Raw genomic sequence first — 20,863 nt, 5'->3', positions numbered from 1 at the left:
TCTTCTCCTGTCGGGCGCGGCAGCCTACCAGTTCGGGTGTGGCGCTGCTCTTCCCCGTCCTGGCCAGCCTGGCGGCCCTCCTCGCGATCCGGCTGCCGGCGCTGTTCCTGCCGCTCGCCCCGTGGACCGGCTGGCTGCTGGCGCTGGTCATGTTCGGCATGGGCGCCACCCTGGAGCCCGCCGATTTCCGCCGGGTGCTGCTGCGTCCCGCGCCGGTGCTGGCCGGCCTTGCGCTGCATTACGGCATCATGCCGCTGGCCGCCTGGGCGATCGCGCATGCCCTCCGGATGCCGCCGCAGCTTGCCGCCGGCATGATCCTGACCGGCTCGGTGGCGAGCGGCACCGCCTCCACCGTGATGGTGTTCGTGGCCGGCGCCGACGTCGCCCTGTCGGTCACCATCGGCGCGCTGTCGACGCTCGCCGGCATCGTCATGACCCCGCTGCTGGCGTGGCTCTATATCGACACCGGGGTGGCAGTGGATGTGCTGGGCCTGCTGCGCTCCATCCTCATCATCGTGGCGCTGCCGGTCGGCCTCGGGCTGGTCGCCAACCGGGTGCTGCCGGAGAGCTGGCGTCGGCCGCTGCCGGTGCTCTCGATGCTCTGCGTGGTGCTGATCATCGCCGTCGTCGTGGCGGCGAGCCGCGCGAAGCTGGCGACGCTCGGGCCCGCCATCGTTCTCGGCGTGATGCTGCACAACGCGACCGGGCTGCTCGGCGGCTACTGGGGCGGGCGGTGGCTCGGCTTCGACCGCGCCACCTGCCGGACGCTTGCATTCGAGGTCGGCATGCAGAATTCCGGCCTGGCCGCGACCCTGGCACGGACCTATTTCGGACCTGTCGCGGCGCTGCCCGGCGCGGTGTTCTCGATCTGGCACAACCTGTCCGGCTCAGTGCTCGCGGCCGCCTGGGCCCGGTCGTCACTACATAGGGAAAGCCTATCGGTCGAACAACAACGATCGAATTCACCTATCGCATAACCTCGGCTAGAGGTGTCGCACCCAAATTCGGATGGGACGACATCATGAGCGACACCAAGCTGACGACGACCGCGGGCTCGCCGCTGCCGGACAACCAGAACAGCCGCAGTGCTGGCCCGCGCGGTCCGCTGCTGCTCGACAACTACCAGTTGATCGAGAAGCTGGCGCACCAGAACCGCGAGCGCATCCCGGAGCGGGTGGTGCATGCCAAGGGTTCGGGCGCGTACGGCACCTTCACCGTCACCCACGACATCAGCAGGTACACCAGGGCGAAGCTGTTCAGCGAGGTCGGCAAGAAGACCGAGCTGCTGATGCGCTTCTCGACGGTGGCCGGTGAGCGGGGCGCCGCCGATGCCGAGCGCGACGTGCGCGGCTTCTCGGTGAAGTTCTACACCGAGGAGGGCAACTGGGACCTGGTCGGCAACAACACGCCGGTGTTCTTCATCCGCGACCCGATGAAGTTCCCGGACTTCATCCGCACCCAGAAGCGCCATCCGCGCACCAACATGCGCTCGCCGACCGCGATGTGGGATTTCTGGTCGCTCTCGCCCGAGAGCCTGCACCAGGTGGCGATCCTGTTCTCCGACCGCGGCCTGCCGCAGGGCTACCGCCACATCAACGGCTACGGCAGCCACACCTTCAGCTTCTGGAACGACGACGGCGAGCGCTACTGGGTGAAGTTCCACTTCAAGACCATGCAGGGCCACAGGCACTGGACCAACGAGGAGGCCAACCAGGTCATCGCGAACGATCGCGAGAGCGCGCAGCGCGACCTGTACGAGGCCATCGAGCGGGGCGACTTCCCGAAGTGGCGGGTGTTCGTTCAGATCATGCCGGAACTCGACGCCGAGAAGACGTCCTATAATCCGTTCGACCTCACCAAGGTCTGGCCACATGGCGAGTATCCGCTGATCGAAGTCGGCGTGGCCGAGCTGAATCGCAACCCGGAGCACTATTTCGCCGAGATCGAGCAGTCCTCGTTCTCGCCTTCCAACATCGTGCCGGGCATCGGCGTCTCGCCGGACAAGGTGCTGCAGAGCCGCCTGTTCGCCTATGCGGACGCGCATCGCTACCGCGTCGGAACCCACTACGAGATGCTGCCGGTCAACCGCCCGCATTCGGTGGTGAACACCTACCACGCCGACGGGCCGATGCGTTTCGATGCACCGAAGGGCACCGACCACTTCTACGAGCCGAACTCGTTCGGCGGCCCGGTCGAGCAGCCATTCGCCAAGGAGCCGCCGCTGCGCATCAACGGCGACGCCGGCTGGTACGACCATCGCGCCGGCAACGACGACTACACCCAGCCGGGCAACCTGTTCCGGATGTTCGACGAGGGCCAGCGGCAGCGCTTCTTCGCCAACATCGCGGCGGCCATGCAGGGAGTGCCGCGACCGATCATCGACCGGCAGCTTGAGCATTTCCACAGCGCCGATCCGGCCTGGGCGGCTGGCGTGGAGGCGGCCATCAGGGCCACCCACACCGAGCCGGCCTCGGCGCCAACGACTGCTGCTGACGTGGCCGCCGCCGCGGAGTAAATACCCTGGCATGCACCATAATGTCGGTATCCTGCTGATCAATCTCGGCACGCCGGACGGGACGGATTATCGTTCCGTCCGGCGCTATCTCTCGGAATTCCTGTCCGACCAGCGCGTCATCGAGGCCAACCAGCTGATCTGGCAGCCGATCCTGCAGGGCGTGGTCCTGGCGGTGCGTCCGCAGAAAAGCGGCCGCAACTACCAGCGCATCTGGAACATGGAGCGCAACGAGAGCCCGCTGCTGACCTACACCCGGGCGCAGGCGGAAAAGCTCGCGTCCCGCTTCGCTGCCGAGCAGATCCCGGTGGTGCATGGCATGCGCTACGGCAATCCCTCGGTGGAGGCCGCCATCGGCCAGCTCACCGACCAGGGTTGCGAGCGCATCGTGGTGCTGCCGCTCTACCCGCAATACAGCGCGACCACCACGGCGACCGCCAACGACCAGGTATTCCGCACCCTGATGCGCATGCGCCGGCAGCCGGCGGTGCGCACCGTGCCGTCCTTCCCGGACCACCCCTCCTACATCAGGGCGCTGGATGCCTCGGTGCGACGTGCGCTCGGCGGCCTCGACTGGAAGCCTGACATCCTGGTGGCGTCGTTCCACGGGCTGCCGAAGAAATACGTGAAGCTCGGCGATACGTACGATGTCGAGTGCGAGCGCACCATCCGGGCGCTGCGGACCTCCCTGAGACTGGACGAGGACAACTGCCTGCTGACCTACCAGTCGCGCTTCGGCCCGGCGAAGTGGCTCGAGCCCTATACCGCGCCCACCGTGGTCAAGCTGGCGAAGAACGGCCTTCGCAAGCTCGCCGTGGTGATGCCGGGGTTCCTCGCCGACTGCATCGAAACCCTGGACGAGATCGGCAACGAGCTGCGCGAGGAGTTCATGGAGGCTGGTGGCGAGAAGTTCTTCGCCATTCCGTGCCTGAATGCCGATGACGAGGCGGTCGACATGCTCGAGACCCTGGCCCGGGCCGAGATCATGACCGAGCCGGCGACGATCAGGCCGGCATCACGATCTGCAGCTTGATGTCGGTCGGCCGCATCGAGGCGGCCCGTTCGAATGCCTCCACCGAATGCTCGAAGCCGAAGCTCTCCGCGATCAGCGGCTTGAGGTCGACCTTGCCGGAGGCGATCATCTCGATGGCGCGGTCGAAGACGTTGGCGTAGCGGAACACGGTCTCGATGCGGATCTCCTTGGCCTGCGCCGAGACGATGTCGAACGCCACCTTGTCGGGCGGCATGCCGACCAGCACCACGGTGCCGCCGGGACGAACGCAGGCCAGCACGTCGTCGTAGACCCGCGGGCTGCCGCTCGCTTCCAGCACCACGTCGGCGCCCCAACCCGTGCCGCAAAGGGCGTCGATCCGGTCGCGCAGCTTCTCGCGCGCGACATTGACCGGGATCAGGCCGGGATACCGGGCCGCCAGCTCCAGCTTGGGATCCACCACGTCCGAGATCACCACCCGGCCGGCGCCGCTGCCGAGGGCGGCCAGCGCCACCATCAGCCCGATGGTGCCGCAGCCGGTGACCACGCAGGTGTCGCCGGGCTTGATCGCGCCTTTCACCGCCGCCTGCACGCCGATTGCGAACGGTTCGACCATGGCGCCCTCGGCGAAGCTGACATTGTCCGGCAGCCGGTAGGTGTAGGCGGCGGGATGCACCACCGAGGCGGTCAGGCAGCCATGCACCGGCGGCGTCGCCCAGAAGCGGACAGCGGGATCGACGTTGTACAGCCCGAGCTTGGCGGCGCGCGAGTTCGGATCAGGGATGCCGGGCTCCATGCAGACGCGGTCACCGGCCTTCAGGCTGCGCACGTTGGCACCGACCTCGGACACGATGCCCGACGCCTCGTGGCCGAGCACCATCGGCTCGCGCACCACGAACGGGCCGATATGGCCATGCGTGTAGTAGTGCACGTCGCTGCCGCAGATGCCGACGGTATGGATTGCGATGCGGACATCGTCGGCCCCCAGGGTCGCCGGCACCTCGATGTCGCGCAGGGCGAGTTCGTGCTGGCGTTCGAGAACGAGGGCGCGCGCGCTGCTCATGGGGAGGATCCTTGTCAGAGTGTCTTGAGCATGCCGCCGTCGACGAAGTAGGCGGAGCCGACGCTGTAGGTCGCCTTGTCGGAGCACAGGAACACGAAGAAGTTGGCGAGTTCCTGCGGCGTGCCGAAGCGCTTGATCGGAGCGTGCTCGTCGGCGACGCCCTGCAGATAGCCCTCCCAGTCGCCGCCGCTCTCGCTGGTGAGCTGCTTGGCGGTCTTGATCCAGTCGGGCGTCAGGATCAGGCCGGGATTGATGCAGTTGACCCGGATGTTGTCGCCGATCACCTCGGTCGCCAGCGTCTTGCTGAACATCATCAGCGCCGCCTTGGTGACGTTGTAGATCGGCTCGTACCAGAGCGGCTGGGCGGCGCAGATCGAGGCGTTGTGCAGCACCACGCCACCGCCGCGTGTCCGCATCATCGGCACCAGCCCGCGGGCCAGCCGGACGGCAGCCATGACGTGCAGGTCCCAATAGGCCTGCCACTTCTCGTCCGGCGCTTCCATGATGGTCTCGTTCGACCCGGTGCCGGCGTTGTTGATCAGGATGTCGGCGCCACCCCAGGCCTCGGCCGCCTCGATCACGCGGGCGACCCCGGCGACGGTGGCGACGTCGGCTGCCACGGCACTCGTCCTGACCCCGTGCAACGCGGCGATGCGGTCCGCTTCCGCTTGCAGGCGCGGCGCCTCACGCGCCACCAGGATCAACTGGGCCCCCTCGGCGGCGAGACCTTCGGCGACGGCCGAGCCGATACCGACGCTGGCGCCGGTGATCACCGCGATCTTGCTGTTCAGGCCGAGATCCATGTTGGCGTTCCTCCGGCTGGCTTCGGCCGACGGAGGCTAGGAGGCCGGTGCGCGGGCTGTCAATTTACGCCCGTGGCGAACAGCCCTGTAATCGGGCGCGCAACGGCATGCCTCAGTTTGGCCGTGTTTCATCCGGATTTCGGCCACATCGCTGCTCATGCTTCCGCACCAATGGAACTCGTCTCGCTCTGCCACATCGCGACCCGCTGGCTCCTCACCCTCGGCGAGGCGGCCTTCCTGATCTGGGCGGTGGCGCTTTGCCTGGCGCTGGCGGGATGGGCACTGTGGTGCGCGGCCTGGATGCTGCGGCGCAGCGGTCTGACAGACCTACCTACGTTCCAGAACCCGTTCCGGCTGGTCAGCCGAGATCGGGAGGCGTACCGAACCAGAGCGGAGCGATGAAGACGACCGCGGCAAACAGCATTGCCAATGCGGGGCCTAGCTGACTCATAGCGAAATCAACATTGCTGAGGAATGTCCTGAAGGAGGACTGCAATGTCAGCGATGTTTCGCAAGGTTGCAACATGGCAACCGCGCCTTTCCCAGGCGCCAGGCAACTTTCTTCAGCAGGTGCGACCTGGGGTTGTAATAAGCCCTGGCAGTGGCGAACGTTGCGCTTTATAATTGGCGAGCGTTACTGGCGAGATTGCAAGTTCTCACCGACGCCAATTTCCTGCATCGCGGAATGGATAGTAGCGACATGCTTGTTCACGGTCCAGCCCTTGTTGGGACTCAGGTCGGAGCGTCGGCCGCAATGCATCTGGGGGCGCATCATGAAGCGCTCAGGCTGCTGGGGGTGGTGTTCCACTGGCTGCTCGTGCCGGTCGAAGCCGGCCTGGTGCTGTGGAGCTCGCTGCTTCTGCTCGTCGCGGCCGGTTGGGCGATGTGGTGCGGGTTCTGGCTGATCCGTCGTGGTCTCGCAAGCCTGAAGCCGTCCGCTGTCATCACCACCAGCCGGGGGCCCTGAGCGGCAGGGAGGCCATCGCCGGCATGGGCACCGCGAGCCGGGCCCGGCGGCTGGCGCTCCCTACCCTGGGTCGCCAGGCGTCGCAGGCTGCTTCTCACGTGCCGGCAGCGCGCAGACCAGGCCGGCGGCCATTGCCGGGGCGAGCAACGCCGCCACCGCGCGGCCGTCCATCGCGCACGCCACGGCCCAGAGCGGCAGGGCGATACGCCACCCGGACGGACGACGGACGATCAGGATCGCCAGCAAACCGCCAAGCACCGGCGCGGCGCGGGCCAGTGAGGCGAATGCGACGCCGACCGGATCGAGGTCTATCGCCTGGAAGACCTCTGGCGTGTAGGGCAGGAAGCCGCGCAGCCAGCCGAGCAGCAGCCCGAGCAGGACCATCACGCCATGCGCCGTGCTGTCGAACAGCACGATCAGCAGCACCAGCACCAACGGCAGCAGCAGGAAGGCAAGCGCCGCCACTCCGGAAGCCAATGCGATGACGGTCGCAAGCGTGACGCTCCAGCGCGGCAACGAGATCCCACGCGAAGAAGGAGCCATCAGCCGGTGGTCCCGCTCTGAGCTGGTGATGGCCCACGTTGTTTCGATAGGGAATTCCGGAGCAAGAACCGGAGCGCCCCGGGAGCTCGCCTGCGGCATGCTTCGCCGGCAACAGCATGGAAGGCGTCAGCGGTCATGACGATGCGCGCAAGCCTCGCCCCCGCAAGCCCGTCTCCCGGGAGTTTCGGGGTGATCGACGACAAGAGCTGGTCGAGCGTGCTCCGTCGCGACGGCACCGCGGACGGCCTGTTCTGGTATTCGGTGGCGACCACAGGCGTGTATTGCCGGCCGTCCTGCCCGTCCCGGATGGCGAGACGGGAGAACGTCGCCCGGCACGATAGCCCGCAGGCGGCGCGGCGATCGGGATTCCGTCCATGCCGGCGCTGCAACCCGGATGGATCGTCGAACCGCGCGGAACAGGTTGCCCTGGTGGCGAAGGCATGCCGGGCGATCGAGGCGACGGACGAGGCGCTGCCGCTCGCACGGCTGGCCGGCACGGTCGGGCTCAGCCAGTTCCACTTCCACCGCCTCTTCAAGTCCGTGACCGGCCTGACCCCGAAGGCCTACGCCGACGGATGCCGGTCCGCACGCGTGCGCGAAGCCCTTGCAGGGCGGTCCAGTGTTACCGACGCGATCTACGCGGCCGGCTTCAACTCGAACAGCCGGTTCTATGCCGGGGCCGCCGGCATGCTCGGGATGCAGCCGCGACACTACCGCAACGGTGGCGGCAGCGAGACGTTGCGCTTTGCGATCGGGCAGTGCTCGCTCGGCAGCATCCTGGTGGCGAGCAGTCCGGGCGGCGTGGCGGCGATCCTGCTCGGCGATGACCCGGACGCCCTGGTGCGCGACCTGCAGGACCGCTTCCGCAACGCCGATCTGGTCGGCCGGGATGCCGGCTACGAAACCCTGGTGGCGCGGGTGGTCGGTCTGGTGGAAGCGCCCGGGATGGGCTGTGATCTGCCGCTCGATATCCGGGGCACCGTGTTTCAGCAGCGCGTGTGGCAGGCGCTCCGCGAAATCCCGCCCGGCGCGACCTCGACCTATGGCGAGATCGCCGATCGGATCGGAGCGACCGGCGGCGCACGCGCGGTAGCGGGCGCCTGCGCCGCAAATTCCCTGGCGGTCGCGATCCCCTGCCACCGCGTGGTGCGGCAGGATGGTGCGTTGTCCGGCTATCGATGGGGCATCGAGCGCAAGCGGACGCTGCTCGAACTCGAAGGCGCCCGGCTGGATCGCGAATAGGACTTGCTCAGCGAGGTGAAGCAGCCACTGCCAGCCGGGAGGCCGCCACGAGATAGACCGGTACCGGAGCAGCCGCATCCTCCGGCATCTCCTGGCGCCGGCGCCAGGTTGCCGCCTCGTCGACGGTCGCGGCGCGAGCGTGCAGGGCGTCCGGATCGCCGTTCCAGACCGGCTGGCCGTCATGCTCCAGGGTGGAAAGGTCGGCACCGAGCCAGCTGTTGAGCGCTTCGTCGAGTTGGTGATGCGGGCTCTGCGGGGTCACGTTCATCACCAGTATGGATCGATCGTGCGCGCAGACCGTGTAGAGCAGCATGCGGAAACCCTCCGTCGGCATTCGTTGCATCACCGGGTAGTGAAGCACGTGCCTGCGACGGCGATCATTAAGATTGTGTTGCCCTGCCCGCCGCTACCATTTGAGAAAGCCCGCGAGCCTCGCGATCAGGTCGGCCGCCTCATGCCGCTCGTCGAAAGGTCCGGAGTGCAGCGCGACCACCTCGCCACCAGGCCCATCGGCGAAGATGCCGCCATGCTGCCGGAAATGATAACGGACCAGCTGGTCCCGCTCGTAGAGGTAGCGCGGGCGGCCGTCGTGCAGACCGTAGAACGCCCACTCCACCGGGTTTGCCGGCCTGAACCGTCTCTTCGACATCGCGATCCCACGACCGTCTGCACGCAAACCCAAGGGTTACGGCTGAGAGGCCGACCTGGATGCAACCGATCGTGCAGACAATGGGCGCGGCCAGTCCCTCGACCTCAGGCGGTCTCGCGCTGCCGCTCGGTCATCGCCGAGGCGGCGGCCAGGTCGACGGACAGCAACCGGCTTACACCGCGTTCCTGCATGGTGACGCCGTAGAGCCGGTCCATGTGCGCCATCGTCAGCTGGTGATGGGTGACCACCAGGAACCGCGTGCCGGTCTCCGTCACCATGTCGCCGAGAAGCGCACAGAAGCGGCCGACATTGGCATCGTCGAGCGGCGCGTCGACCTCGTCGAGCACGCAGACCGGTGCCGGATTGCAGCGGAACACGGCGAAGATCAGCGACAGCGCGGTCAGCGCCTGCTCGCCGCCCGACAGCAGCGAGAGCGTCGCGAGCTTCTTGCCCGGCGGCTGCGCATAGATCTCAAGCCCGGCCTGAAGCGGATCGTCGTTGCCGACCATGCCCAGATGTGCGCGGCCACCGTTGAACATGCGGGCGAACAGCGCCTGGAAATGCCGGTCGACCTGCTCGAACACCGCCAGCAGGCGCTCGCGGCCCTCGCGATTGAGATGACCGATCGAGCCACGTAGCCGGGCGATCGCAGCGTCCAGCTCCTCGCGTTCGGCGCGTATGGCCTCGGCGCGGGCGAGCGCCTCGCCGCTCTCGATGTCGGCGCGCAGGTTGACCGGGCCCATCTCGTCGCGTTCACGGATCATCCGGGCGATGCGCCGGCGCAGGCCCGCCTCGGCATTGTCGCTGAGATCGTCCGGAACATCCTGCGGCGGCGTCCCGGTCTCGGCCAGCAGCTGCGCCAGGATCGCCTGCGCCTGCTCGGACTGGCCCTGCAGCCTCAGCCTAGCCTCGCGCGCCTGCATCAGCGCGGTGTCGGCTTGGCGCCGCTCGTGCTGGGCTCCCAGCAGCGCCTGCTCGGACCCATCGAGCGCCTGCCGGGCTGCCTGGTGCTGGCGCGTGGCGTCCGCCAGGGCGGCAGCCTGCAGCCGGCGGTGCTGCCCGGCCAGCGCCGGCGCCTCGGCGAGCGCGTCATGCGCCTCGCGATCCGCCGCCAGCCGGATCCGCGCCGCTTCTTCCTCCTCACGCGCCGTGACCGCCCGACGGGACCAGTCCTCGTGCGAAGCGGCAAGCCGTGCCGCCTCCGCTTCCAGCGCCACCGCATCGCCCTGGATGCGCAGGCGGGCATCTCGTTGCAACGCCTCGGCCTCGCGCGCCGCCTGCAGGCGTCCGGCTGCCTGGTGGGAGGCGGCGGCCGCCGCGTCCAGGTCCGGCAGCGCAGACCGCGCCTCCTGTACGGCAGCCAGCGACGCTGCCACCTCCCGGCGCTCCGCCATCACCGAGGCCAGCCGTGGCGCCAGCGCCTGCAGCCGGCTGCGCTGCTCGACCATCCGTGTCGATAGCGCGACGCGCTCGGATTGCAGCCGGTCGAGCCGGGTGGCCGCCTCGCGCCGGGCCGCGCGGGTGCGCTGCTCTTGCGCCTCGGCCGCTTCCGCCGCCTGTCGCAGGCGGGCCGCCGCCATGCGGCTGGTGGCCGGATCGGCTGCAGCGGCCAGGACGCCATCGGCGGCGGCCATTTCGGCCCGCGCCGCCTGCTCCTCCTCGCCGATGCGCGCAAGCTGCGGCAGCAGGACGCCGAGGCGGCTCTCGATCTCCGCCCGCGCCGCCAGCCGGGCGGCGACGTTGCGCCTCGCGGTTTCCAGCCGCCGCTCGGCCTCGCCGCGGGCATCGCGGGCGCGAGCTTCCCGGTCCGACGCCTCGGCATCGCGCCGCGCCGCTTCCCGAAGCTCGCTCTCCAGCGTCTCCAGGATCGGCAATCCGGCGCGCTGCGAGCAGGCTTCCGCCAGCGCCCGGTCGGCCTCGTCCCTGGCGGCGGCGGCGTGATCGCGTTGCGGCAGCAGGGCGTCCAGCCGCGCCCGTCCAGCGCCGGCCCGGCCGGACAGGTCCTGGTGGGTATCACGCGCCACCGACAGGGCGCGCTCCGCCTCGTTGCGGCGAAGCCGCGCAGCGGCAGCGGTTTCGGCCTGTCCGGCGGCGTCCCGGGCCAGGCCTGCAGCCCGCACGCGAACAGCGATCGCTTCTTCGGAGCAGCTCTCGAGCAGCCGCAGCGTCTCGCGCATGCGGCGGCGCTGTTCGAGCGCGCGCACGGCGTGGCCGGCGGCGCTGTCCGCGGCAAGGCCGCCAGTGTCGCTGTAGCCGTCCCAGCGCCAGAGTGCGCCGGCCCGGGAGACCAGGCTCTGTCCCGGTGCCAGGGTGGCCTGCAGCGCGGCACCTTCCGTCTCCTCGACCAGCCCGGCATGCGACAGCGCACGGGCCAGCGCCGGCGGTGCCGCCACCAGGTCCGACAGCCTGGTGGCGCCGGTGGGGAGGGCAGGGGATGGACACTCGTCGAGTGTGCGCCAGTGGCGTGGCGCGTCCGGATCCAGGGCGCCATCCAGCCCGTCCGCCAGCAGCGCGCCCAGCGCGCGTTCGAGACCGTCGGGCACCGTCAGCGTGTCGGCGAGCGTGGCCCAGGCGGGCCCGCCGGCGTCTTCGCCGCGCCCATCCTCGACCGGACCCAGGCCGTCGAGCTGCGCCTGCAGCCTCGCCTGGTCGGCCGAGATGGCGGCGAGGTCCTGGGCTGCCGTGCCATGCTCATGGGCCGCCCGGTCGCGTTCCTGCTCGGCCTCGACCAGCCCAGAGGCTGCAGAGTCCAGTGCCGTCTGGGCCGCCGCCAGTGCCGCCGCCGCCTCGTCCAGCCGCGACGGCGCCACCAGGGCAGCCTCGGCTGCTGCGACGTCGCCGGCGATCCTTGTGTGCTGGGATCGGGCCCGGCCGAGCATCGCCTCGGCGGCGGCCTCGGCAGAAGCGGCCTGCTCATGCCGGTGCACCGATTCGGCAAGACGGCGACGCGCCAGCGCATGGGCATCCTGCGCCTCCCCCCGGGCGCTCTCGGCGGCGGCGAGTTCATGCCGCGCCTCGGCGAGCCGCAACTCCTGCTCTGCCACCCCGGCATCGTCCGACGCATCCGCAACGCCGTCGCGTCCGGCCTCCGCCTCGGCAACCTGGGCGGCCAGCGTCGCAAGCTCGGCGGCGAGTCGCGTGGCCCGCTGCGCTGCGTCCGCCTGCCGCGAGGTCGCGGCGACATGCGCGCGCGCCGCCTCGGCCGCCTGCAGCCCGGCGACATCGGCCGCGCGACCGGCCTCGCCGCGCGAGGCGACGGCCTGCTCGGCGTCGGCATCCGCCTGCGCCACCGCCTGCGCCGCGCGGCCGCACTCCGCCTGCAGCGCCGCCAGCGCGGCGTCCGGCGGCAACCCGGCCTCGGCCTCGTCATGCTCGGCCTGCAGCGCGGCGGCCAGGCCGGACAGCCGTTCCATCGTCGAGGCGGCGGCCTGCTGCTCGCGCTCCAGTTGCTGGATCCGGTTGCGCAGCACGTTCTCGGCGGCAAGCGCCTCGGCATGCGCGGTGCCAGCCGAGGCCTGCTCCGCCTGTGCGTCCTGCAGCGCTTGCGTCGCCGCCTGTTCGCGCTCGGGCAGCGCCGCCCGCCCGGCAGCGTTGGTGGCGCGTTCGGCATCGAGCGCCGCCAGCGCCTGGTCCGCATCGGCCAGCCGGGCGGCCGCCGCCGCCGCCTCGGCCTCGGCGCGCGACAGCCTGGCCCGCGCCTCGACCGCAGCCTGTGCCGCGCGCTGCTCCTCGGCTTCCAGGGTCTCGGCGGCAATCCGGCACCGCTCCAGGCTGGTGCGTGCCATCGCCTCCGCCTCGCGCGGCCGCGGCAACGCCAGCTCGGCGGCATGTTCGGCAAGGGTGGCGATCTCGGCGCGCTGTTCGGCGGCGGCAAGCTCCGCCTCGGTGGCGACACCCGCCTCGTGCGCCTGCTGCACGGCAAGCCGGGCGCGCGCATGCAGCAGCGACAGCAGGCCCGCTTCCGCCTCGCGCAGGCCGGCGGCCACCTCGCGATAGCGGCGCGCCTGCCGCGACTGCGCGTCGAGATCGGATAGCCTCGCCTCGAGCTGCAGGCGCAGATCGTCGGCGCGCGCGAGATTGCTTTCGGTCGCCCGCAGCTTCAGTTCCGCCTCGTGCCGCCTCGCATGCAGGCCGGTGATGCCGGCGGCCTCCTCCAGGATCGAGCGGCGCTCCTCCGGCCGGGCACTCACCAGCGCCGACACCCGCCCCTGGCTGACCATTGCCGAGGACCGCGCGCCGCTGGCGAGGTCGGCGAACAGCGTCTGCACGTCGCGGGCACGCATCTCGCGTCCGTTGACCCGGTAGGCGGACCCGGCGCCGCGCTCGATGCGGCGCGAGATCTGCAACTCCGGCTGGTCGTCGAACGGCGGCGGCGCGATGCCGGCGGCCTCCTCCAGGGTGAGGGTGACCTCGGCCAGGTTGCGCGCCGGCCGGGCGGCGGTGCCGGCGAAGATCAGGTCGTCCATCTCGCCCCCGCGCAGCGAACGGGCGGAGGTCTCGCCCATCGTCCAGCGCAGCGCTTCGACGACGTTGGACTTGCCGCAGCCGTTCGGCCCGACGATGCCGGTAAGCCCGGGCAGGATGTCGACGCTGACCGCCTCGGCGAAGCTCTTGAAGCCGGCGATGCGCAGGCGTGCGAAGCGGACGCTCATCGGCGGGTCGTCCTGCCTGGGGTCAAGTCGAGGCGCCCGGGGGTCAGGCTCCGGCCGCAGTCACCTGCTTGAGGAAGGTGTCGTAATCCATCTCGCCGGAATGGCTGGTGGCGCCGAAGACGAAGGTCGGGGTGCTGTCCACCTTGTACTGGGTCTGGCCGCGATCCTGCTCGGCGAGGATCTCCTTGCGCAGGGTGTCGTCGGCGATGGTGGCGTCGAAGGTGGCCTTCGGCATTCCGGCCAGCGCCGCCATCTGCTGCAACTGTGCCTGGGGGTCGACATTCTGGCCGAACGCCCAGCGATCCTGGCTGGCCAGCAGCGCCAGCACGAACGGCTCGTAGCGATCGGTCGGCAGCGCACGCGCCACCATCGCCGCGGTCAGTGCCACCTGGTCGAGCGGGAAATCCTTGAAGACGTAGCGGATGCGTCCGGTATCGATCAGCTTGGCCTTGACGTCCGGGAAGGTCTCGGCGGCGAAGCGGGCGCAATGCGTGCACGTCAGCGAGAACCATTCCTGCACGGTGAGCTTCGCGTCCGGCTTCCCGAGCGCGCGCTCCGCCATGCGCGGATCGGCCTGTTGTGCATGAGCCGTGTCCGGCAGCAGCAGGGCCGGCGCCGCTCCCAGCGTGAGGGCTGCACCCAGAAGCAAGCGGCGGCGAACGGTCGGCATGCGTGAGGCGACTCCGTTGATCGCTCCAGTACGCCAGAGCGTTCGCCGCATTGCAACTCTCTCCGGAACGCGCGGCTAGCTCTCCAGCGTGGCGTCCAGGGTGATCTCCGCCTTCAGCAGCTTGGAGACCGGGCAGCCGGCCTTGGCCATCGCGGTCAGCTCCTCGAACTTCTCCTGCGTGGCGCCGGGGACTTTCGCCTTGAGTGTCAGGTGCACCTTGGTGATGGAGAAACCGTCCGGCACCTGGTCGAGGGTGACGTCCGCCTTGGTCTCCATGTGCTCCGCGGTCAGGCCGGCACCGCCCAGGATCATCGACAGCGCCATGGTGAAGCAGCCGGCATGCGCGGCGCCGATCAGCTCCTCCGGGTTGGTGCCGGGCTTGCCCTCGAAGCGGGCCGCGAAGCCGTACGGATATTCCTTGAGTGCGCCACTATGGGTGGTGATGGCGCCCTTGCCGTCCTTGAGGCCGCCTTGCCAGACTGCCGAGCCGTTGGTCTTCATGGTCGCGTCTCCCTGGATGGTCCGGACCGCTCCGGTTTCCGGGGCATGTTGTATCAGCGCCGCCCACGTTGCGCGATGCGGCCGCCGAGCGACGCCAAGGCATCACGCAGCGGCCCGTCCGGCAGGTCCGGGATGTCCACCGCCTGAGCCGGGACGGGAAGCGGGCGCGGCGGCGTGCGGTCGGCGAGCGCGGTGTCGTCCTGGATGAAGCGCAGCCGGCTGACCAGCTGCCGCCCGTAGTGGGTGTTGATGCGCCCGATCAGCAGGTCTGCGACGTGCTGCAGCTCGAGCGCCACCGGGCCGGCGCAGGCCAGGGTCAGGGTGCCGGCGGACAGCCGGCGCGGGCGGGTGGTGGCGGCGTGCGCCGGACCGACGATGGCGTCCCAGTCCGCGACCAGCTGCGCCGAGGCGGCGTTGCGGCTGTGCAGGGCAGGCTTGACGATCGCCGGCAGCAGGGCGCCAAGCGCGCGCGGCCCGTATACGAAGCGTTGATCCTTCGTCATGGATGCACTCGTGCCGCCAGCATCAGCCGCCCTCGCCGTTACCTCCACGCCACCTGCCGGCGCCTTGCTGCGCTGGTATGACCGGCACCGCAGGGTGCTGCCCTGGCGCGCCGGGCCCGGCCAGACCGCCGACCCATACCACGTCTGGCTCAGCGAGATCATGCTGCAGCAGACCACGGTGGCGGCGGTGGTGCCGTACTATCGCCGCTTCCTGGAGCTGTTCCCGACCGTGCAGGCTCTGGCCGCCGCCGGGGACGGGGCGGTGATGTCGGCCTGGGCTGGGCTCGGTTACTACGCCCGCGCCCGCAACCTGCATGCCTGCGCCCGTGCGGTGGCGGCGCTCGGCGACTTTCCGGACGACGTGGAAGGCCTGCGCCGCCTGCCGGGAGTGGGTGCCTATACCTCCGCCGCCATTGCCGCCATCGCGTTCGGACGGCCGGTGGTGCCGGTAGATGGCAATGTCGAAAGGGTGACCGCGAGGCTGTTCGCGATCGACATCCCGCTACCCCTGGCCCGCCGGGTAATCGGCGCAGCAGCGGCGACGCTGAACGCCGACCTGGAGGCGTATGCGCGGCCGTCCGATTTTGCGCAGGCGCTGTTCGATCTCGGCGCCACGATCTGCACCCCGCGCAACCCGGCCTGCGCGATTTGCCCATGGATGCGCTGCTGCGCCGCGCGCGCCGCGGGGATCGCCGGCGACCTGCCGGTCAAGGCCGCGAAGGCCGTGCGCCCGCAGCGTCATGGCGCGGTGTTCCTGCTGTCCGATGCCGAGGGCCGGCTGCTGCTGCGACGGCGTCCGCCAAGCGGCCTGCTCGGCGGCATGACCGAGTTCCCCGGCACCGCCTGGCGGGATGCGCCGTTTGCCCTCGACGAGGTGCGGGCCTCGGCGCCGATGGCGGCCGACTGGCGGCCGGTCGGCACGGTGACGCATGTTTTCACCCACTTCGCCCTCACCCTGCAGGTCTTCGCCGCATCGGTGGTGCAGGTCGCGGAGGACCTGCTGCAGGTGGGCTTCCTGCGCGCGCCCGACGCGATGGCCACCGAGGCGTTGCCGTCGCTGATGCGCAAGTGCCTGGAGCTGCCACGATGAAGAGCCGGCTGCCGGTATTCCTCGATCTCGACGGCCGCCGCGCGCTGCTGCTCGGCGAGGGCGAGGCGGCCGAGCGCCGGGCCGCGACCCTACTGGCCTGCGGTGCGGTGCTGGTGCGCGCGACCATTTTCGATGAGGCGCTGCTGGATGGCTGCGCGATCGCCATCGGCGCCGCCGACGAGGATGCGCGTGCATACGACCATCCGGCGCAGATCCAGCTCCGCGCGATGACGGCGTCGGCACGTCGGCGCGGCATCCCGCACAACGTGGTCGACCAGCCGGAACTCGGCAGCTTCATCACGCCCGCGGTGGTGGAACGGCCGCCGCTGTCGATCGCGATCTCCTCGGGGGGCGCCGCTCCGGTGCTGGCACGGCTGCTCAGGGCGCGCATCGAGACCCTGGTCCCGCCGGCCTTCGGCAAGCTGGCGGCGCTGGCCGGCCGGCTGCAGGACGAGACCAGGCGGGTGCTGCCGGACGTCCTGCAGCGGCGACGCATGCTGGAAGCGGCGCTGTCCGGCCCGGTGGCGGAGCTGATGCTGGAGGGTCGCGAGGCGGAGGCGGAGGCGGCGTACCGGCAGGCGCTCGCGGCGGCGGCGGACGGTGCCGCCCTGCAGCGCGGGTTCGTGCATCTGGTGCATGCGGGTCCGGGACCTGCCGATCTCCTGACCCTGCGGGCGCTCCGGCTGCTCGGCGAGGCGGATGTCATCGTGCATCGTGCGGACGAAAGTCCTGCGGTGCTCGAGGTCGCGCGCCGCGATGCCGGGCGGGCGATGGTGGACGATGCCGAGGCCCCGGCGCTGCTGGTGCGGCTGGCTCGCGAAGGCGCCAAGCTGGTGCGGCTGTCACCGACCGGCGCGGATGTGCGGGCTCTGCGCGACGCCGCGATCGATCATGCGATCGTGCCGGGCATCGGCGCGCCCGAGATTGACGTGGCTGCACCGGGGCTGGTCTGATCGAGCCATGTCCCGTCTAGATCTCTCCAAGCGCTTCATCCCGGTCCGCATCGCGGTGCTCACCGTCTCGGACTCCCGCACCGTCGCCAACGACACCTCCGGCGACATCCTGGCCGGCCGCGTCGAGGCGGCGGGGCATGTGCTCGCCGACCGCGCCATCGAGCCGGACGATGCCGGGCGGATCGCCGAACGGCTGTCGGGATGGATCGCGGACCCGCAGGTCGATGTGGTGGTCAGCACCGGCGGCACCGGGGTCACCGGCCGCGACGTGACGCCGGAGGCGTATGCACGCGTGGTCGAGAAGCAGATCGAGGGCTTCGGCGAGCTGTTCCGGATGCTGTCGTACCAGAAGATCGGCACGTCGACGATCCAGTCGCGCGCCATCGCGGGCGTTGCCAACGGCACCTACCTGTTCGCGTTGCCGGGCAGCACCGGTGCGGTGAAGGATGGCTGGGACGACATCCTGGTCTGGCAGCTCGACAGCCGCCACTCGCCCTGCAACTTTGTCGAACTGATGCCACGCCTGAAGGAGCATCTTGCGTCATGAGCATGCGCGCGGATCTCACCGAGAAGATCGTCCGGCTCAAGATCGAGCGCGATCTGAGCTGGAGCGGGCTCGCCGGACTGGCGCCCGATCTGTCGAAGGAATTCATCACCGCCGGGCTGCTCGGGCAGATGCAGTTGCCGAAGGCGGCTGCCGAGGCGATCGGTGATCATCTCGGTCTCGATCCGTTCGAGATCAGGCTGCTGCAGGAGGCACCCTATCGCGGCTCCTTGCCAACCGCGGTGCCGACCGATCCGCTGATCTACCGCTTCTACGAGCTGGTGTCGGTGTACGGCACCACCTTCAAGGCGCTGATCCACGAGGAATTCGGCGACGGCATCATGAGCGCCATCGATTTCCACATGGACCTGCAGCGCGAGCCGAACAACCAGGGCGATCGGGTCAGCATCTCGATGAGCGGCAAGTTCCTGCCGTACAAGCCGTACTGACGATGCTGCTGCGTCGACGCGATGCGCTGGCACTTGCGGCCGGCGGTGTCGCCGCTGTCGCCTTGCCGGGCCGCGTCTATGCGACGCCGCTTGCACCCGGGATGCGATTTGTTTCCGTGGGCGACTGGGGCCGGCAGGGACACGACGAGCAGCGTGCGGTCGGCGTCGCGATGGGTCGCGCGGCGGAAATCCATCGCAGCACATGGACGCTCTCGCTCGGTGACAATTTCTACGAGGATGGCGTGCAGGGCACTGACGATCCGCAGTGGCGTGGTTCGTTCGAGGATATCTACGACGCGCCGTCGCTGCGTTCGCCGTGGCGGGTGATCCTGGGCAACCATGATTACCGCGGCGACGTGCAGGCGCAGCTCGATTACGGCAGCCGTGATACGCGCTGGTCGATGCCGGCGCGCTACTACGCCCGCACCGAGCATCTCGCCGACGGCACGCCATGCGACCTGTTCTTCATCGACACCAACCCGTTCCTGTCGCGCTACCGGCACAGCAAGGTGCGCGTCGACGGTCAGGATCCGGCGGCGCAACTCGCCTGGCTCGAGCGCAGCCTCGCCGCCTCGCGCGCGCCTTGGAAGATCGTGATCGGGCACCATCCGATCCACACCGCCGACGGCGCGCCGACCGAGGAGCCGGAACTGATCGCGTCCCTCAAGCCGGTGCTGGAGCGGTACGGCGTGCGGGTCTATCTCAACGGCCATATCCACAACCTGCAGCACATCCGTGTGGGCAGCGTCGACTACGTCACCAACGGCGGCGGCTCGAAGCTGATCCATCTCTATCCTGTCCGCCCCGGGGCCTGGGGCGCCGAGACGCATGGCTTCATGACCGCCACGCTGACCCCGGACACCTTCGCCTTCGAGTTCAAGGGCGCCTCCGGTGAACCGCTCTACTCGGCGTCGGTGTCCCGCACCGCCTGAAGCGCCGGGGTCGACCCGGTCGCCCGCGTCTGTATGCTGCGCCCCGATCAATGACCCGGAGTGCTGACCCTGTGAAGATCGATCGTCTGTTCGTGCGCGCCGCGATGGTGACTGCGCTCGCTGCCACCCCCGCTCTCGCCCAGGCCCCGAAGGTCATGAAGGTGCAGCGCATCGAGGTGATCGGCAATCACCGCGTTCCGACCGCCGACATCGACAATGCGATGACGGTGCATGTCGGCGACAAGGTCACCAAGGCGGACCTGGTGGCCAACGAGAACGCGGTGGTCGGCGTCTACCAGCACGCCAATGTGGGCGCCAGCCTGAAGCAGCGCCTGACCATCCAGCCCTCGGGCGCGGTGACGGTGGCCTACCTGATCACCGAGCAGGCGGCCCCCGCGCCGCAGGGCCCCGCCGTGCTGCGCGTCGACCGGGTGACCGTCGAGGGCAACAGCAAGGTCAGCACCCAGGAGATCGACGGCGTCATCACGCTGCATCCGGGCGACGTCGTCGACGAGGCCAAGGTCAGCGCCAACATGCAGGCGATCCTGGCGCTGTACAAGAAGAAGAATATCGGCGTCCAGATCGCGCCCAGCGCAACCTATCCGCAGCCCAACCATGCGGTGGTGGACTACAAGATTACGGAAGGGGCGAGCGACTAGCCCTTACTCGAAGGCCGACACCGCCGAGCTGTGGTTGATCATCGACAACAGCTCGGACCGGGTGGTCGGATTGTCGCGGAACGCGCCCAGCATGCGGCTGGTCACCATCGAGACACCGGGCTTGTGTACGCCGCGCGTGCTCATGCACTGGTGGCCAGCCTCGATGATCACCGCGACCCCGTGCGGCTCCAGCACCTCGTTCAGCGTGTTGGCGATCTGCGCGGTCAACCGCTCCTGGATCTGCAGCCGCCTGGCATAGACCTCGACCAGGCGGGCAAGCTTGCTGATCCCGACCACGCGACGGCGCGGCAGGTAGGCGACGTGGCACTTGCCGATAATCGGCACCATGTGGTGCTCGCAGTGGCTCTCGATGCGTATGTCGCGCAGCAGCACGATCTCGTCGTAGCCATCGGTCTCGGCAAAGGTGGTCGCCAGCAGCGCCACCGGATCGGTCGCATAGCCCTGGAAGAACTCGTTGTATGATTTCACCACCCGCCGCGGGGTGTCGAGCAGCCCCTCGCGAGCCGGGTCCTCGCCCGCCCAGCGCAGCAGCGTGCGCACCGCCGCCTCGGCCTCCTCCTGGGACGGCCGGTCGGCATGGTGGGGCAGGGCGCCCGCCGGGATCGCCTGGTCCATCAGTGCAGCACCGCCGGCTGATGCGGACTGTCGAGGCTGAAGGTCGGGATCTGCACGTCGAATTCTTCCCCGGTCCCGGTCAGCACCATGTGGTAGGCGCCCGACATGAATCCGGACGGCGTCTCAAGCGGGGTCCCGGAGGTGTATTCGAAGGCCTCGCCGGCATGCAGCTGCGGCTGCTCGCCGACCACGCCGCTGCCCTCGACGTGCTGCGTCCGGCCACGGCTGTCGGTGATGTGCCAGGTGCGGCGCAGCAGGCGGACCGTATCGGTCCCCTGGTTCTCGATGCGAACCCGGTAGGCCCAGACGAATTGCCGCTCGTCGGGTTGCGACTGGTCCTCGAGGAAGAACGGTCGCACGCTCACCCTGATGCCACGGGTCACGAGTGCATAGGTCTCGGCAGCTTGCGCCTCGGAGGCCGGCGCCGCGGCACCCGGCTGCGTCCCCGCGGCTGCGGGGTCGTTATCCTTCATCGGACGCCTTCCTGTTTCCTTGCGCATGTTG

At 69.6% G+C, this 20,863-nt stretch carries 23 protein-coding genes; 12 read left to right on the top strand and 11 right to left on the bottom strand.

Features of this window, described 5'->3' with window-relative positions; all coding sequences use genetic code 11:
• Positions 1-38: 38 nt before the first annotated feature.
• From FE263_RS04860 to hemH, 3 genes are read left to right on the top strand one after another with little or no spacing between them, the layout of a single operon-like run.
• Entirely contained in the window at positions 39-977 is a 939-nt protein-coding gene (locus FE263_RS04860; protein ID WP_138324756.1) for a bile acid:sodium symporter family protein, read from the top strand.
• A 44-nt stretch (positions 978-1,021) separates the two neighbouring features.
• Complete coding sequence (locus FE263_RS04855; protein WP_138324755.1) at positions 1,022-2,515, top strand: catalase; 1,494 nt, start codon at positions 1,022-1,024, stop codon at positions 2,513-2,515.
• A gap of 10 nt (positions 2,516-2,525) precedes the next feature.
• Complete coding sequence (hemH, locus tag FE263_RS04850) at positions 2,526-3,545, top strand: ferrochelatase (RefSeq protein WP_138324754.1); 1,020 nt, start codon at positions 2,526-2,528, stop codon at positions 3,543-3,545.
• On the opposite strand, the gene FE263_RS04845 is transcribed toward hemH, so the two are convergent.
• Together FE263_RS04845 and FE263_RS04840 are read right to left on the bottom strand one after the other, a co-directional pair.
• The gene (locus FE263_RS04845) at positions 3,517-4,566 is read right to left on the bottom strand and encodes an NAD(P)-dependent alcohol dehydrogenase (protein WP_138324753.1); all 1,050 of its coding nucleotides are present in this window, start codon (positions 4,564-4,566) and stop codon (positions 3,517-3,519) included. The two genes, hemH and FE263_RS04845, sit on opposite strands and share 29 nt — an antisense overlap.
• A 14-nt stretch (positions 4,567-4,580) precedes the next feature.
• A complete protein-coding gene (locus FE263_RS04840; protein ID WP_138324752.1) occupies positions 4,581-5,369 on the bottom strand; it encodes an SDR family NAD(P)-dependent oxidoreductase in 789 nt (262 codons plus the stop codon).
• A gap of 117 nt (positions 5,370-5,486) precedes the next feature.
• On the opposite strand from FE263_RS04840, the gene FE263_RS04835 reads away from it, so the two are divergent.
• Positions 5,487-5,771 carry a hypothetical protein gene (locus FE263_RS04835; RefSeq protein WP_138324751.1) on the top strand — a complete coding sequence of 95 codons (285 nt, stop codon included), beginning with the start codon at positions 5,487-5,489 and terminating at the stop codon, positions 5,769-5,771.
• A 352-nt stretch (positions 5,772-6,123) separates the two neighbouring features.
• Entirely contained in the window at positions 6,124-6,336 is a 213-nt protein-coding gene (locus tag FE263_RS04830) for a hypothetical protein (protein ID WP_138324750.1), read from the top strand.
• A gap of 60 nt (positions 6,337-6,396) precedes the next feature.
• On the opposite strand, the gene FE263_RS04825 is transcribed toward FE263_RS04830, so the two are convergent.
• Positions 6,397-6,879 (bottom strand): hypothetical protein, encoded by a 483-nt coding sequence (locus tag FE263_RS04825; protein WP_138324749.1) that lies wholly within the window; start codon positions 6,877-6,879, stop codon positions 6,397-6,399.
• Positions 6,880-7,014: 135 nt separating this feature from the next.
• On the opposite strand from FE263_RS04825, the gene ada reads away from it, so the two are divergent.
• Entirely contained in the window at positions 7,015-8,121 is a 1,107-nt protein-coding gene (gene ada, locus FE263_RS04820) for a bifunctional DNA-binding transcriptional regulator/O6-methylguanine-DNA methyltransferase Ada (RefSeq protein ID WP_138324748.1), read from the top strand.
• Positions 8,122-8,128: 7 nt separating this feature from the next.
• Here the strand turns inward: ada and FE263_RS04815 are convergent, their stop codons facing one another.
• The 6 genes from FE263_RS04815 to FE263_RS04790 form a co-directional block, all read right to left on the bottom strand.
• Positions 8,129-8,455, bottom strand: coding sequence for a hypothetical protein (locus FE263_RS04815; RefSeq protein ID WP_138324747.1), 327 nt, complete (start codon positions 8,453-8,455; stop codon positions 8,129-8,131).
• Positions 8,456-8,527: 72 nt separating this feature from the next.
• On the bottom strand, positions 8,528-8,770 hold the full coding sequence (locus tag FE263_RS04810) for a hypothetical protein (RefSeq protein WP_138324746.1): 243 nt from the start codon (positions 8,768-8,770) through the stop codon (positions 8,528-8,530).
• A gap of 104 nt (positions 8,771-8,874) precedes the next feature.
• Positions 8,875-13,422, bottom strand: coding sequence for an AAA family ATPase (locus FE263_RS04805; RefSeq protein ID WP_138324745.1), 4,548 nt, complete (start codon positions 13,420-13,422; stop codon positions 8,875-8,877).
• Between the two features lie 43 nt (positions 13,423-13,465).
• Positions 13,466-14,092: a thioredoxin domain-containing protein gene (locus tag FE263_RS04800; protein ID WP_138324744.1), complete on the bottom strand. Its 627-nt coding sequence runs from the start codon at positions 14,090-14,092 to the stop codon at positions 13,466-13,468.
• Positions 14,093-14,167: 75 nt separating this feature from the next.
• Entirely contained in the window at positions 14,168-14,593 is a 426-nt protein-coding gene (locus FE263_RS04795; protein WP_138324743.1) for an OsmC family protein, read from the bottom strand.
• 53 nt (positions 14,594-14,646) lie between these two features.
• A complete protein-coding gene (locus tag FE263_RS04790) occupies positions 14,647-15,096 on the bottom strand; it encodes a DUF721 domain-containing protein (protein ID WP_138324742.1) in 450 nt (149 codons plus the stop codon).
• On the opposite strand from FE263_RS04790, the gene FE263_RS04785 reads away from it, so the two are divergent.
• From FE263_RS04785 to FE263_RS04760, 6 genes are all read left to right on the top strand, one after another.
• A complete protein-coding gene (locus FE263_RS04785) occupies positions 15,095-16,186 on the top strand; it encodes an A/G-specific adenine glycosylase (protein ID WP_138324741.1) in 1,092 nt (363 codons plus the stop codon). The two genes, FE263_RS04790 and FE263_RS04785, sit on opposite strands and share 2 nt — an antisense overlap.
• Positions 16,183-17,139 carry a siroheme synthase gene (locus tag FE263_RS04780; protein ID WP_138324740.1) on the top strand — a complete coding sequence of 319 codons (957 nt, stop codon included), beginning with the start codon at positions 16,183-16,185 and terminating at the stop codon, positions 17,137-17,139. Before FE263_RS04785 ends, FE263_RS04780 begins: the two co-directional genes overlap by 4 nt.
• A 7-nt stretch (positions 17,140-17,146) precedes the next feature.
• A complete protein-coding gene (gene moaB / locus FE263_RS04775; RefSeq protein WP_138324739.1) occupies positions 17,147-17,686 on the top strand; it encodes a molybdenum cofactor biosynthesis protein B in 540 nt (179 codons plus the stop codon).
• Complete coding sequence (gene cynS, locus FE263_RS04770) at positions 17,683-18,132, top strand: cyanase (RefSeq protein ID WP_138324738.1); 450 nt, start codon at positions 17,683-17,685, stop codon at positions 18,130-18,132. The genes moaB and cynS overlap by 4 nt, the downstream gene beginning before the upstream one ends.
• 2 nt (positions 18,133-18,134) lie before the next feature.
• A complete protein-coding gene (locus FE263_RS04765) occupies positions 18,135-19,064 on the top strand; it encodes a purple acid phosphatase family protein (protein WP_138324737.1) in 930 nt (309 codons plus the stop codon).
• A gap of 71 nt (positions 19,065-19,135) precedes the next feature.
• A complete protein-coding gene (locus tag FE263_RS04760) occupies positions 19,136-19,723 on the top strand; it encodes a POTRA domain-containing protein (RefSeq protein ID WP_171033935.1) in 588 nt (195 codons plus the stop codon).
• A 3-nt stretch (positions 19,724-19,726) separates the two neighbouring features.
• Here FE263_RS04760 and folE read toward each other — a convergent pair whose 3' ends face one another.
• Both folE and apaG read right to left on the bottom strand, forming a co-directional pair.
• Positions 19,727-20,359 carry a GTP cyclohydrolase I FolE gene (gene folE / locus FE263_RS04755; RefSeq protein WP_138324735.1) on the bottom strand — a complete coding sequence of 211 codons (633 nt, stop codon included), beginning with the start codon at positions 20,357-20,359 and terminating at the stop codon, positions 19,727-19,729.
• A complete protein-coding gene (gene apaG / locus FE263_RS04750) occupies positions 20,359-20,832 on the bottom strand; it encodes a Co2+/Mg2+ efflux protein ApaG (protein ID WP_138324734.1) in 474 nt (157 codons plus the stop codon). Before apaG ends, folE begins: the two co-directional genes overlap by 1 nt.
• Positions 20,833-20,863: the final 31 nt, after the last annotated feature.

Origin of the sequence: Lichenicoccus roseus (genome assembly GCF_005844085.1) — a bacterium.
GTDB lineage: Bacteria > Pseudomonadota > Alphaproteobacteria > Acetobacterales > Acetobacteraceae > Lichenicoccus > Lichenicoccus roseus.
This window is presented reverse-complemented; position numbering and strand designations above follow the sequence as displayed.

Excerpts from the sequence above, each read along its gene's own strand:
- FE263_RS04855 (WP_138324755.1), top strand. The coding sequence starts at position 1,022 with ATGAGCGACACCAAGCTGACGACGACCGCGGGCTCGCCGCTGCCGGAC.
- hemH (WP_138324754.1), top strand. The coding sequence starts at position 2,526 with ATGCACCATAATGTCGGTATCCTGCTGATCAATCTCGGCACGCCGGAC.
- FE263_RS04845 (WP_138324753.1), bottom strand. The coding sequence starts at position 4,566 with ATGAGCAGCGCGCGCGCCCTCGTTCTCGAACGCCAGCACGAACTCGCC.
- FE263_RS04840 (WP_138324752.1), bottom strand. The coding sequence starts at position 5,369 with ATGGATCTCGGCCTGAACAGCAAGATCGCGGTGATCACCGGCGCCAGC.
- FE263_RS04830 (WP_138324750.1), top strand. The coding sequence starts at position 6,124 with ATGCATCTGGGGGCGCATCATGAAGCGCTCAGGCTGCTGGGGGTGGTG.
- FE263_RS04825 (WP_138324749.1), bottom strand. The coding sequence starts at position 6,879 with ATGGCTCCTTCTTCGCGTGGGATCTCGTTGCCGCGCTGGAGCGTCACG.
- ada (WP_138324748.1), top strand. The coding sequence starts at position 7,015 with ATGACGATGCGCGCAAGCCTCGCCCCCGCAAGCCCGTCTCCCGGGAGT.
- FE263_RS04815 (WP_138324747.1), bottom strand. The coding sequence starts at position 8,455 with ATGCCGACGGAGGGTTTCCGCATGCTGCTCTACACGGTCTGCGCGCAC.
- FE263_RS04810 (WP_138324746.1), bottom strand. The coding sequence starts at position 8,770 with ATGTCGAAGAGACGGTTCAGGCCGGCAAACCCGGTGGAGTGGGCGTTC.
- FE263_RS04805 (WP_138324745.1), bottom strand. The coding sequence starts at position 13,422 with ATGAGCGTCCGCTTCGCACGCCTGCGCATCGCCGGCTTCAAGAGCTTC.
- FE263_RS04800 (WP_138324744.1), bottom strand. The coding sequence starts at position 14,092 with ATGCCGACCGTTCGCCGCCGCTTGCTTCTGGGTGCAGCCCTCACGCTG.
- FE263_RS04795 (WP_138324743.1), bottom strand. The coding sequence starts at position 14,593 with ATGAAGACCAACGGCTCGGCAGTCTGGCAAGGCGGCCTCAAGGACGGC.
- FE263_RS04785 (WP_138324741.1), top strand. The coding sequence starts at position 15,095 with ATGGATGCACTCGTGCCGCCAGCATCAGCCGCCCTCGCCGTTACCTCC.
- FE263_RS04790 (WP_138324742.1), bottom strand. The coding sequence starts at position 15,096 with ATGACGAAGGATCAACGCTTCGTATACGGGCCGCGCGCGCTTGGCGCC.
- FE263_RS04780 (WP_138324740.1), top strand. The coding sequence starts at position 16,183 with ATGAAGAGCCGGCTGCCGGTATTCCTCGATCTCGACGGCCGCCGCGCG.
- moaB (WP_138324739.1), top strand. The coding sequence starts at position 17,147 with ATGTCCCGTCTAGATCTCTCCAAGCGCTTCATCCCGGTCCGCATCGCG.
- cynS (WP_138324738.1), top strand. The coding sequence starts at position 17,683 with ATGAGCATGCGCGCGGATCTCACCGAGAAGATCGTCCGGCTCAAGATC.
- FE263_RS04765 (WP_138324737.1), top strand. The coding sequence starts at position 18,135 with ATGCTGCTGCGTCGACGCGATGCGCTGGCACTTGCGGCCGGCGGTGTC.
- folE (WP_138324735.1), bottom strand. The coding sequence starts at position 20,359 with ATGGACCAGGCGATCCCGGCGGGCGCCCTGCCCCACCATGCCGACCGG.
- apaG (WP_138324734.1), bottom strand. The coding sequence starts at position 20,832 with ATGAAGGATAACGACCCCGCAGCCGCGGGGACGCAGCCGGGTGCCGCG.